Annotated in this window: 10 protein-coding genes; all 10 read left to right on the forward strand. The window is 60.4% G+C overall.

Annotated features, from left to right (window positions below; all coding sequences use genetic code 11):
- The 10 genes from CCX46_RS01835 to hutG all read left to right on the forward strand — a co-directional run bounded on the left by CCX46_RS01835 (window position 1) and on the right by hutG (window position 12,701).
- Window positions 1–570 (forward strand): HutD/Ves family protein, encoded by a 570-nt coding sequence (locus CCX46_RS01835; RefSeq protein ID WP_127925508.1) that lies wholly within the window; start codon window positions 1–3, stop codon window positions 568–570.
- Between the two features lie 449 nt (window positions 571–1,019).
- Window positions 1,020–2,702, forward strand: a complete 1,683-nt coding sequence (gene hutU, locus CCX46_RS01840) for a urocanate hydratase (protein WP_127925509.1) — start codon at window positions 1,020–1,022, stop codon at window positions 2,700–2,702.
- A gap of 146 nt (window positions 2,703–2,848) precedes the next feature.
- Window positions 2,849–4,321: a purine-cytosine permease family protein gene (locus CCX46_RS01850; RefSeq protein ID WP_095120749.1), complete on the forward strand. Its 1,473-nt coding sequence runs from the start codon at window positions 2,849–2,851 to the stop codon at window positions 4,319–4,321.
- 70 nt (window positions 4,322–4,391) lie between these two features.
- Window positions 4,392–5,360 carry an ABC transporter substrate-binding protein gene (locus tag CCX46_RS01855; RefSeq protein ID WP_095120748.1) on the forward strand — a complete coding sequence of 323 codons (969 nt, stop codon included), beginning with the start codon at window positions 4,392–4,394 and terminating at the stop codon, window positions 5,358–5,360.
- A gap of 83 nt (window positions 5,361–5,443) precedes the next feature.
- Complete coding sequence (locus CCX46_RS01860) at window positions 5,444–6,295, forward strand: ABC transporter permease (RefSeq protein WP_007949591.1); 852 nt, start codon at window positions 5,444–5,446, stop codon at window positions 6,293–6,295.
- A complete protein-coding gene (locus CCX46_RS01865; RefSeq protein WP_127925510.1) occupies window positions 6,292–7,122 on the forward strand; it encodes a quaternary amine ABC transporter ATP-binding protein in 831 nt (276 codons plus the stop codon). Before CCX46_RS01860 ends, CCX46_RS01865 begins: the two co-directional genes overlap by 4 nt.
- 142 nt (window positions 7,123–7,264) lie before the next feature.
- Entirely contained in the window at window positions 7,265–8,788 is a 1,524-nt protein-coding gene (locus tag CCX46_RS01870) for an HAL/PAL/TAL family ammonia-lyase (RefSeq protein ID WP_127925511.1), read from the forward strand.
- Between the two features lie 115 nt (window positions 8,789–8,903).
- Window positions 8,904–10,436, forward strand: a complete 1,533-nt coding sequence (gene hutH / locus CCX46_RS01875; RefSeq protein WP_127925512.1) for a histidine ammonia-lyase — start codon at window positions 8,904–8,906, stop codon at window positions 10,434–10,436.
- A 245-nt stretch (window positions 10,437–10,681) separates the two neighbouring features.
- Window positions 10,682–11,887, forward strand: a complete 1,206-nt coding sequence (hutI, locus tag CCX46_RS01880) for an imidazolonepropionase (protein WP_127925513.1) — start codon at window positions 10,682–10,684, stop codon at window positions 11,885–11,887.
- Window positions 11,888–11,897: 10 nt separating this feature from the next.
- Entirely contained in the window at window positions 11,898–12,701 is an 804-nt protein-coding gene (gene hutG / locus CCX46_RS01885) for an N-formylglutamate deformylase (RefSeq protein WP_127925514.1), read from the forward strand.
- Window positions 12,702–12,751: the final 50 nt, after the last annotated feature.

Below are 12,751 nucleotides of genomic sequence, written 5' to 3' on the forward strand. Positions count from 1 at the left end.
ATGAATGGTTTGAAGGTTTTACGCGCCGAGGGCTACCCGCGCATGCCGTGGAAAAACGGCGGCGGCAGCACTGAAGAAATCACCCGTGATGCCGGTGCCGGGCTGGACGGTTTTGGCTGGCGCCTATCGATTGCCGACATCGCCGAATCCGGTGGTTTTTCAACATTCGCCGGTTATCAGCGGGTGATCACCGTGTTGCAGGGTGACGGCATGACCCTGTGCGTCGACGGTGACGATACTCGGCCGCTGTTACCGCTCGACCCGTTCGCCTTCAGTGGCGAAAGCCAGGTGTCGTGCACGCTGCTTGGCGGCGCAATTCGCGACTTCAATCTGATTTACGCCCCGCAGCGTTACAGCGCGCGGTTGCAATGGCTGGACGGTGAGCAGCGGCTCTTCAGTTCGGCGGGTACGGTGTTGGTGTTCAGTGTCAGTGAGCTGTTGGACGTTCAGGTCGGTGACACTGCATCGCAACTCGGTCGCCATGATTGCCTGCAATTGGACGGTAACGCCGGGTTGGTCGAAGTCTCCGTCAATGCGGGTTGCTGCGTCATTGAACTGACTGCACGCTGATTCCGAAATCTTAAAAGATCGCAGCCTTCGGCAGCTCCTACAGGGTGTACATCAAACCCAATGTAGGAGCTGCCGAAGGCTGCGATCTTTTGCTTTTGGGGTGTTCCCAACCCACGCACCAACTTGTTACCGAACGCCCCAGCGTGGCGCAAAACCACGCTTTCGTAACAATCTCTAACCCCCTTCCTCAAGACCCACGAAAAATTTCATCCACGCCAGAACCCTCGATTCAGGCGCCCTCCAGCCCTGTCCGCAATTTTTCTTGAGCGACTCTCCAATAAGTTGGCAGCTCGATTGCATATGCTTGTATGTACAAGTAAAGACGTATGCGTATGAGTCGCTCGAGACTCTCCGCAGCGTCCACTGATTCGCTTGTCGCGCATCGAAGCGCACAGGCTGCTTGCCCACTGCCAGGGTTGGTTTGAATTGATCGCTGAGGAGTCTTTTTCGTGACTGACAATAAGCCTACAAAGTTTCGCAACGTTGAGATCCGCGCTGCCCGCGGCAACAAGCTGACCGCCAAGAGCTGGCTGACCGAAGCGCCGCTGCGCATGCTGATGAACAACCTCGACCCGGAAGTCGCCGAGAACCCGAAAGAACTGGTGGTTTACGGTGGTATCGGTCGCGCCGCGCGTAACTGGGAGTGCTACGACAAGATCGTCGAAAGCCTGACCAACCTGAATGACGACGAGACCCTGCTGGTGCAATCCGGCAAGCCGGTCGGCGTGTTCAAGACGCACAGCAATGCCCCGCGTGTACTGATCGCCAACTCCAACCTCGTACCGCACTGGGCGAGCTGGGAGCACTTCAACGAACTCGACGCCAAAGGCCTGGCCATGTACGGCCAGATGACCGCCGGCAGCTGGATCTACATCGGCAGCCAGGGCATCGTCCAAGGTACTTACGAAACCTTCGTCGAAGCCGGTCGCCAGCACTACAACGACAACCTCACCGGCAAGTGGGTGTTGACCGCTGGCCTCGGTGGCATGGGCGGCGCACAACCTCTGGCGGCAACCCTGGCCGGCGCTTGCTCGCTGAACATCGAATGCCAACAAGTGAGCATCGATTTCCGTCTGAAAAGCCGTTACGTCGACGAGCAAGCCAAAGACCTCGACGACGCACTGGCGCGCATCGACAAATACACCAAAGAAGGCAAAGCGATCTCTATCGCCCTGCTGGGTAACGCCGCAGAAATCCTCCCGGAACTGGTCAAGCGTGGCGTACGCCCGGACATGGTCACCGACCAGACCAGCGCCCACGACCCGCTCAACGGTTACCTGCCGGCCGGCTGGACCTGGGACGAATACCGCGCTCGCGCCAAGACCGAACCGGCCGCTGTGATCAAAGCCGCCAAGCAGTCGATGGCCGTGCACGTCAAAGCCATGCTGGAATTCCAGAAGCAAGGCATTCCGACCTTCGACTACGGCAACAACATCCGTCAGATGGCCCAGGAAGAAGGCGTCGAAAACGCCTTCGACTTCCCGGGTTTCGTACCGGCTTACATCCGTCCGCTGTTCTGCCGTGGCATCGGCCCGTTCCGTTGGGCGGCACTGTCGGGCGATCCGCAAGACATCTACAAAACCGACGCCAAGGTCAAAGAGCTGATCCCGGACGACGCGCACCTGCACAACTGGCTGGACATGGCCCGCGAGCGCATCAGCTTCCAGGGCCTGCCGGCACGTATCTGCTGGGTCGGCCTGGGCCTGCGCGCCAAGCTCGGTCTGGCCTTCAACGAAATGGTCCGCAGCGGCGAGCTGTCGGCGCCAATCGTGATCGGTCGCGACCACCTCGACTCCGGCTCGGTCGCCAGCCCGAACCGTGAAACCGAATCGATGCAGGACGGTTCCGACGCCGTGTCCGACTGGCCACTGCTCAACGCACTGCTCAACACCGCGAGCGGCGCGACCTGGGTTTCCCTGCACCACGGCGGCGGCGTCGGCATGGGCTTCTCGCAGCACTCGGGCATGGTGATTGTCTGCGACGGTACTGACGACGCGGCCGAGCGCATTGCGCGCGTGCTGCACAACGACCCGGCTACCGGAGTCATGCGTCACGCCGATGCCGGTTACCAGATCGCCATCGACTGCGCCAGGGAACAGGGCCTGAACCTGCCGATGATTACCGGAAAGTAATGCTTTCCCCTGTAGGAGTGAGCCTGCTCGCGATAAGGCCGGCACATTCAGCAAATGTGCTGACTGACCCATCGCAATCGCGAGCAGGCTCACTCCTGCAAAAGCCAAAAAGAACAAAACCCGGAACAATCCACAGAGGTTGAATCATGGCTGTCAACACCGATCGTGCAGGTAACAAACCGTTGATCGAAAGGCGTTCGATCGACTACATCCCGGAAGCGGAAAGACACGGTCGTCTGTTTAGCCAGTTCACCCTGTGGATGGGTGCCAACCTGCAAATCACGGCGATTGTCACCGGGGCCTTGGCCGTGGTGCTGGGCGGTGATGTGTTCTGGTCGTTGATCGGTCTGTTGATCGGTCAACTGCTCGGCGGCGGGGTGATGGCGCTGCATGCCGCGCAAGGACCGAAACTGGGCCTGCCGCAGATGATTTCCAGCCGCGTGCAGTTTGGCGTTTACGGCGCGGCAATCCCGATCGTGCTGGTGTGCCTGATGTACCTGGGCTTCACCGCGACGGGCACGGTACTTTCCGGCCAGGCGCTGGGGCAGTTGTTTAACGTCAGCGACAGCGTTGGCATCCTGATTTTCGCTAGCGTAATCGTGGTAGTCACGGTGCTCGGCTATCGGGTGATCCACTGGATCGGCCGTGTCGCCAGCGTGATTGGCGTGATCGCTTTCGTGTTCCTGTTCTGGCGCCTGATGAGCCAGACCGACGTCGGTGCACTTCTGCAAATCCGTCATTTCAGCTGGAGCAGCTTCCTCCTCGCGGTGTCGCTCGCGGCCTCTTGGCAGATCGCTTTCGGCCCCTACGTGGCTGACTATTCCCGTTACCTGCCGAGCAATACCTCGGCGGTCAAAACTTTCTTCGCCGCCGGTGCCGGCTCGGTGGTCGGTGCGCAAGTGGCGATGATCCTCGGTGTGTTCGCTGCGGCTTCGGCCAACGGCCAGTTCGCCGGTCACGAAGTTGCCTACATCGTCGGCCTGGGCGGCACCGGTGCCACCGCTGCGCTGCTGTACTTCAGCATCGCGTTCGGCAAGGTGACCATCTCGACGCTGAATTCCTACGGCAGCTTCATGTGCATCGCGACCATCATCAGTGGTTTCAAAGGCCATCTGACGGTGACCCGGATGCAGCGTCTGGTGTTCGTGCTGGTGATCGTCGGCGCCGCTACTCTGATTGCGCTGCTCGGTCAGCACTCGTTCCTCGGTGCGTTCAAGTCTTTCATCCTGTTCCTGCTCGCGTTCTTCACACCGTGGAGCGCGATCAACCTGGTGGATTACTACTGCATCACCCGTGAGCGTTATGACGTGCCGGCACTGGCCGATCCGAACGGTCGTTACGGTCGCTGGAACCTGCTCGGCATCAGCGTCTACGTGTTCGGTGTGCTGGTGCAGTTGCCGTTCATCTCCACCAAGTTCTACACCGGCCCGTTGGTGGCTGCCCTCGGTGATGTGGATATCTCCTGGATCATCGGCCTGGTGCTGCCGGCCGTCGTCTACTACGTGTGTGCAAAAAAATGGCACAGCGCGGTACCCGATCAACTGATTCTGCCGGTCGAGCAGAACAGCGTTGTACAACCTAAAACAAGCGGGGCCGGTCGCGCTGCGGCGCAGGCCTGATTTGGACGTGGACAGGGCTGGATGCCTCTTGACTGCCGTAAGCCAATTCATGATTAGGAGCGTCACAACAATGAAATCGAACAAGACCCTGCTGACCACATTGCTGTCCATGGGCCTGCTGGCCAGTGCCGGTGCGACCCAAGCTGCTGGCTGGTGCGAATCAGGCAAACCGGTGAAATTCGCCGGCCTGAACTGGGAAAGCGGCATGCTGCTGACCGACGTCCTGCAAGTGGTGCTGGAGAAAGGTTACGACTGCAAGACCGACAGCCTGCCGGGTAACTCCATCACCATGGAAAACGCCCTGAGTAGCAACGATATTCAAGTGTTCGCCGAAGAGTGGGTCGGCCGCAGCGAGGTCTGGAACAAGGCCGAGAAGGCCGGCAAGGTCGTCGGTGTCGGCGCTCCGGTCGTCGGCGCGGTGGAAGGCTGGTACGTGCCGCGTTACGTGATCGAAGGCGACGCCAAGCGCAAGCTTGAGCCGAAAGCCCCGGACCTGAAAAACATCGCTGATCTGGGCAAATACGCCGCCGTGTTCAAGGACGCTGAAGAGCCGTCCAAGGGCCGTTTCTACAACTGCCCGGCCGGCTGGACCTGCGAGCTGGATAACAGCGAAATGCTGAAAAGCTATGGCCTCGAAAGCAGCTATACCAACTTCCGTCCGGGCACAGGCCCTGCGCTGGATGCGGCGGTGCTGTCGAGCTACAAGCGTGGCGAGCCGATCCTGTTTTACTACTGGTCGCCAACCCCGCTGATGGGCCAGGTGGATCTGGTCAAGCTCGAAGAAAAACCCGGCGTCGACAAGACCGTGAGTATCAAGGTCGGCCTGTCGAAAACCTTCCACGACGAAGCCCCGGAACTGGTCGCTGTGCTGGAAAAGGTCAACCTGCCGATCGACTTGCTGAACCAGAACCTGGGCCGCATGGCCAAGGAACGTATCGAGTCGCCAAAACTGGCGAAAATCTTCCTCAAGGAACATCCTGAGGTCTGGCATGCGTGGGTCAGTGAAGACGCTGCCAGGAAAATCGACGCGGCGCTGTAGGTCGATACCTCCCGGTCAACCGTGAGGCTGGCCGGGAGATATGCCGTAAACGCTTGATTGAGATTTCTGATTGAGAGCCGCTTATGTTTCCCGAAAGCTTTACCTTTTCCATCGCCGACTGGGTCAACGGTTGGGTCGATTCGCTGGTGACCAACTACGGTGATGTGTTCCGCCACATCTCCGACACGCTGCTCTGGGCCATCGTCAATCTTGAAGGCCTGCTGCGTGCCGCACCGTGGTGGTTGATGCTGGCCATCGTCGGTGTGGTTGCCTGGCATGCCACGCGTAAAGTCGTGACCACGGCGGTCATCGTCGGTCTATTGTTCCTGGTCGGCGCCGTTGGCTTGTGGGACAAGCTCATGCAGACACTGGCGCTGATGATGGTCGCGACGATCATTTCGGTGCTGATCGGCATTCCGCTGGGGATTCTCTCGGCGCGCAGCAATCGCCTGCGTTCGGTGCTGATGCCGCTGCTCGACATCATGCAAACCATGCCAAGTTTCGTATACCTGATCCCGGTGCTGATGCTGTTCGGTCTGGGCAAGGTCCCGGCGATTTTCGCCACGGTGATCTACGCCGCACCGCCGCTGATTCGCCTGACTGATCTGGGCATTCGCCAGGTTGACGGCGAAGTGATGGAAGCGATCAATGCGTTCGGCGCTAACCGCTGGCAGCAACTGTTCGGCGTGCAACTGCCGCTGGCCCTGCCGAGCATCATGGCCGGGATCAACCAGACCACCATGATGGCCCTGTCGATGGTGGTGATCGCCTCGATGATCGGCGCCCGTGGTCTGGGCGAAGATGTGCTGGTGGGGATTCAGACCCTCAACGTCGGGCGCGGCCTCGAGGCCGGTCTGGCGATCGTGATTCTCGCAGTGGTCATCGACCGCATTACTCAGGCGTACGGTCGGCCACGGCATGAGGTGAGCAAATGAGCAACGCAACCGTGAGCAAGATCGAAGTCAAAAACGTCTTCAAGATTTTCGGCAACCGTGCCAAGGATGCCTTGGCCATGGTTGGCCAGGGCAAGACCAAGGATCAGGTGCTGAGCGAGACCGGTTGTGTGGTCGGCGTTAATGACCTGTCGCTGAGCATCGGCACTGGTGAGATCTTCGTGATCATGGGTCTGTCCGGCTCGGGAAAATCGACCTTGGTGCGCCACTTCAATCGGCTGATCGATCCCACCAGCGGGGCGATCCTCGTCGATGGCGTCGACATCCTGCAATACGACATGGACGCCCTGCGCGAATTTCGCCGACACAAGATCAGCATGGTGTTCCAGAGCTTCGGCCTGCTGCCGCACAAGAGCGTGCTCGACAACGTCGCCTACGGCCTGAAAGTGCGTGGCGAGAGCAAGCAAATGTGCGCGGAACGCGCGCTGCACTGGATCAACACCGTCGGCCTCAAAGGCTACGAAAACAAATACCCGCACCAGCTCTCTGGCGGCATGCGTCAGCGTGTCGGTTTGGCCCGCGCTTTGGCGGCGGACACCGACATCATCCTCATGGATGAGGCGTTCAGTGCCCTGGATCCGCTGATCCGCGCGGAGATGCAGGACCAGTTGCTGGAGCTGCAAAAGACTTTGCACAAGACCATTGTCTTCATCACCCATGACCTCGACGAAGCGGTGCGTATTGGTAACCGCATCGCGATTCTCAAGGATGGCCGGCTGATTCAGGTCGGCACGCCGAGAGAGATTCTGCATTCGCCGGCGGATGAGTATGTTGACCGGTTCGTGCAGCGGCGGGCGGCGGTGGTCTGACGCTCGTTCCCACGCTCTGCGTGGGAATGCATCCCGTGACGCTCCGCGTCACCCTGCACAGAGCAGAAGTCGGGACGCGGAGCGTCCCAGGCGGCATTCCCACGCAGAGCGTGGGAACGATCTTGTTCAAGAGGTTTTTTAGATGTCCCAGGCTGAAAAAATCATTATCACCGGTGCCCCTCTGCGCTGGCAGGACGTGGTCGCTGTCGCCCGTCACGGTGCGCTTCTCGAGTTGTCCAGCGACACTTGGGCGCGCATCGAAAATGCGCAAGGCATCGTCCAGCGCATCGTCGAAAGCGGCGAGCGTGCCTATGGCGTCAACACCGGCCTGGGCGGTTTGTCCAACGTTTCCCTGAAAGACGAACAACTCAGCCAGCTCTCGCGCAACACCTTGCTCAGCCATGCCTGCGGCGTTGGCCCGGTACTCGCCGACGAGCAGACCCGCGCGATCATCTGCGCAGCGATTCACAACTACAGCCACGGCAAATCCGGCATCCACCGCCGGGTCGTCGAAGCGCTGCTGGCGCTGCTCAATCGCGGCATTACCCCGCAAGTGCCGTCGCAAGGTTCGGTGGGTTACCTGACGCACATGGCACATATCGGCATCGCGCTGCTCGGCGTCGGCAATGTCAGCTATCGCGGGCAGATCACTTCGGCGCAACAGGCATTGGCCGAAGAAGGCTTGAAGCCGGTGCTACTGGGTGCGAAGGACGGTTTGTGCCTGGTCAACGGCACGCCGTGCATGACCGGCCTCAGCTGTCTGGCGATTGCCGATGCGACACGATTGGTGCAATGGGCCGATGTGATCGGCGCAATGAGTTTCGAAGCCCAGCGCGGCCAGATCGATGCGTTCGACGCTGAGATCATCGCGCTGAAACCGCACCCGGGCATGCAGCAGGTCGGCATCAATCTACGCGCCTTGCTCGATGGCAGTGAAGTGATTGCGTCGAGCAAAGGCATTCGCACTCAGGATGCGCTGAGTATTCGCTCGATCCCGCAGGTGCACGGCGCTGCACGCGATCAACTGGAACATGCGATCAAACAGGTCGAAGCCGAACTTAACGGCTGCACCGACAACCCGCTGTTGCTCGGCACACCGGACAATTTCCGGGTGATGTCGCAAGCCAACCCGCACGGCCAATCGGTGGCGATGGCGGCGGATTTGCTGGCGATTGCCATGGCCGAAATCGGCTCGATCGCCGAGCGTCGTCTTGATCGTCTGGTCAATCCACACGTCAGCGGTCTGCCAGCGTTTCTGGTGGCCAATCCCGGGGTGAACTCGGGGATGATGATCGTCCAGTACGTCGCTGCGTCGCTGTGTGCGGAGAACCGCCAATTGGCGCAACCGGCGGTGCTCGACAACTACATCACCTCGGGCCTGCAGGAAGATCACTTGAGCATGGGCACCAACGCCGCGCTGAAGCTGCATCGTGCGCTGGAAAACTGCACGCAGATTCTCGCCATCGAATATCTGCTGGCGGCGCAGGCGTTTGAATTCCTCAAGGAACAGCGCTTTGGCGCGGGCACTGACCGCGCGTGGCGACTGCTGCGCGAAACGGTTCCTGCCTACGACCAGGATCGCTGGCTGGCGCCGGATATCGCCGCCGCCGCGAACGTTTTGAAAAACCCGAATTCGCTGCACAACGTATTACCGAATCTGCACTGACAATACCCACGCCAGCGTGCCAAGGCGCGACTCCCCAAAAGGCGAGACGCGACGGACAACGGACATCTCCGGAGCGTCTGGCGAGTTAATAACAAACTCTCAAAAGGAGCACAAAATGACTGCGCTGAACCTGATTCCCGGCCAACTGAGCCTGGCCCAACTGCGTGATGTCTACCAGAACCCGGTCAAGCTGACGCTCGACAACAGCGCCTCGGCGCAGATCGAAGCCAGCGTCGCCTGCGTCGAGCAGATCCTCGCCGAGAATCGCACCGCTTACGGCATCAACACCGGTTTCGGCCTGCTGGCCTCGACCCGCATCGCCAGCGAAGACCTGGAAAACCTGCAGCGCTCGCTGGTGCTGTCCCACGCTGCCGGTGTTGGCCAGCCGATCAGCGATGACTTGGTGCGACTGATCATGGTGCTCAAGGTCAACAGCCTCAGCCGTGGTTTCTCCGGCATTCGCCGCGTGGTGATCGATGCGCTGATCGCGCTGATCAATGCCGAGGTCTATCCGCATATTCCGCTGAAAGGTTCGGTGGGTGCTTCGGGCGATCTGGCACCGTTGGCGCACATGTCGCTGGTGCTGCTGGGCGAAGGCAAGGCGCGTTACAAGGGTGAGTGGATGGAAGCCGTTGAAGCGCTGAAAGTTGCTGGCCTGACGCCGCTGACTTTAGCGGCTAAAGAAGGTCTGGCGCTGCTCAACGGTACTCAGGTTTCCACGGCGTTCGCCCTGCGTGGTTTGTTTGAGGGTGAAGATTTGTTCGCGGGCGCACTGGCGCTGGGTGGTCTGACCGTTGAAGCGGTATTGGGCTCGCGCTCGCCGTTCGATGCACGCATTCACGCGGCGCGTGGCCAGAAAGGGCAGATCGATGCGGCTGCTGCTTATCGTGATCTGCTCGGTGAGCGCAGCGAAGTCTCTGACTCGCACCAGAACTGCGAGAAGGTGCAGGATCCGTATTCGCTGCGCTGCCAGCCACAAGTCATGGGCGCCTGCCTGACGCAGTTCCGTCAGGCCGCTGAAGTACTGGCGGTCGAAGCCAACGCTGTATCGGATAACCCGCTGGTCTTCGCCGCTGAAGGCGACGTGATTTCCGGCGGTAACTTCCACGCCGAACCGGTGGCCATGGCCGCTGACAACATGGCCCTGGCTATCGCCGAAATCGGCTCGCTGAGCGAGCGCCGCATCTCGCTGATGATGGACAAGCACATGTCCCAGCTGCCGCCGTTCCTCGTCGCCAATGGCGGCGTGAACTCCGGTTTCATGATTGCTCAAGTAACTGCGGCGGCACTGGCCAGCGAAAACAAGGCGTTGTCGCATCCGCATTCGGTGGACAGTCTGCCGACCTCGGCTAACCAGGAAGACCATGTATCGATGGCCCCGGCGGCCGGCAAACGTCTGTGGGAAATGGCCGAAAACACTCGCGGCATTCTCGCGGTGGAATGGCTGGCGGCGGTGCAGGGGCTGGATCTGCGCAACGGTCTGAAGACCTCGGCGAAGCTGGAACAGGCGCGGGCGATTTTGCGTAAGGAAGTGCCGTTTTATGAGAAGGACCGGTTTTTTGCTCCGGACATCAATGCGGCGACTGAACTGTTGGCTTCGCGGTGTTTGACCGAGCTGGTTTCGGCAGAGCTTTTGCCTAGTTTGTAAGTGGACTGTCAGGGGGATTTTTGTTGTTCGAGACATCGATCCCCCTCACCCCAGCCCTCTCCCCCAGGGGGGAGAGGGGGAAGGGAGCCGATCTTCGTGGTTTTCAGAGCCTGAGTTCGGCTCAAAAATTTCAGGTCGATGTACCTCGACAGAACAACACGGTCAGTCCCCTCTCCCACCGGGAGAGGGCTAGGGTGAGGGGCTTTCAAGACCACCCACCAAACCAACCCCAACGGAGGCCAACAGTGAAAACCCTCTGGCAACACTGCCACGTCGCAACCATGGCGCAAGGCGTCTACTCGATCATCGAGGATGCGGCCATCGTGACGTCCGGTGCGCTCATCGAGTGGATCGGCCCGCGCAATCAATTGCCCTCCGGTGAATACCCGGCGGTCAACGACCTGCAAGGCGCGTGGGTCACCCCCGGCCTGATCGACTGCCACACCCACACCGTGTTCGGCGGCAATCGCAGCGGCGAATTCGAAAAACGTCTGCAAGGCGTCAGCTACGCCGAGATCGCAGCCTCCGGTGGTGGCATCGCCAGCACCGTGCGCGCGACGCGCGAAGCGACTGAAGACGAGCTGTTCGCCAGCGCCGCCAAGCGTCTGAAAAGCCTGATGCGCGATGGCGTGACCACGGTCGAGATGAAATCCGGCTACGGCCTCGATCTGGCCAATGAACGCAAGATCCTCCGGGTCATCCGTCGCCTGTCCAAAGAGTTGCCGATCAGCGTGCGCAGCACCTGCCTCGCCGCCCACGCGTTGCCACCGGAGTACAAGGATCGCGCCGACGATTACATCGATCTGATTTGCTCCGAGATGCTCCCGGCCCTAGCGGCTGAAGGTCTGGTCGACGCCGTGGATGCCTTCTGCGAATACCTGGCGTTCTCGCCAGAGCAAGTCGAGCGCGTGTTCATCGCCGCGCAAAAACTTGGTCTGCCGGTGAAGCTGCACGCCGAGCAATTGTCGTCGCTGCACGGCTCCAGTCTTGCTGCTCGATACAAGGCGTTGTCCGCCGATCATCTGGAGTTCATGGACGAGGCCGACGCCATCGCCATGGCTGAGTCCGACACCGTCGCCGTGCTGCTGCCAGGCGCGTTCTACTTCCTGCGTGAGACCCAGTTGCCGCCAATGGACGCCCTGCGCAAGCACAAGGTGAAAATCGCCATCGCCAGCGACCTCAACCCCGGCACCTCGCCGGCGCTGTCATTGCGGCTGATGCTGAACATGGCCTGCACGTGCTTCCGCATGACTCCGGAAGAAGCCCTGGCCGGCGCGACAATTCACGCTGCGCAAGCGCTGGGCATGGCGGCTAGCCACGGTTCGCTGGAAGTCGGCAAGGTCGCGGATTTCGTTGCCTGGCACATCGATCGTCCGGCGGACCTGGCCTATTGGCTCGGCGGTGATCTGGACAAACGCGTCGTGCGCCACGGCGTCGAATCAAGTCTGTAGGAGAGCGGTTGTGGATAAGGTTCTGAACTTCAAACAAGGTCGCGTGCCGCTGCTGATCAGCATGCCCCATGCCGGTGTGCGCCTGACCCCAGCGGTGGACGCCGGGTTGATCGCCGATGCGAAAAGCCTTCCGGACACTGACTGGCATATCCCCCAGCTTTACGACTTCGCCGAAGAACTGGGCGCCAGCACGTTGGCCGCAGAGTACTCACGGTTTGTCATCGATTTGAACCGGCCCTCCGACGACAAACCGCTGTACGCCGGCGCCACCACCGGACTGTACCCGGCGACGCTGTTCGATGGCATTCCGTTGTTCCGCGAAGGGCACGAGCCGTCGAAACAAGAGCGCGCAACTTATCTTGAGCAAATCTGGACACCGTATCACCGCACGCTTCAGGAAGAGCTGGCGCGGTTGAAAGCCGAATTCGGTTACGCGCTATTGTTCGATGCGCACTCGATCCGTTCGATCATCCCGCACCTGTTCGACGGTAAACTGCCGGACTTCAACCTCGGTACCTTCAACGGCGCCAGTTGTGATCCGCAACTGGCCAGTCAGCTCGAAGCAATCTGCGCCGGCCACAGCAACTACAGCCACGTGCTCAACGGCCGCTTCAAGGGCGGCCACATCACCCGCCAATACGGCAACCCGGCCGAGAACATCCACGCGGTGCAACTGGAGTTGTGCCAGAGCACCTACATGGAAGAGTTCGAACCGTTCCGCTATCGCGCCGATCTGGCCGAGCCGACGCAAGTAGTGCTCAAGCAACTGCTGCAAGGCTATCTGGCGTGGGCAAAGTCTCACTACGCCGCGTAACCCCTGTGGGAGCGAGCCTGCTCGCGAAGGCGTCCATTCAGCCAACATCT

Source organism: Pseudomonas sp. RU47 (assembly GCF_004011755.1).
In the GTDB taxonomy this organism is placed as follows: Bacteria; Pseudomonadota; Gammaproteobacteria; order Pseudomonadales; family Pseudomonadaceae; genus Aquipseudomonas.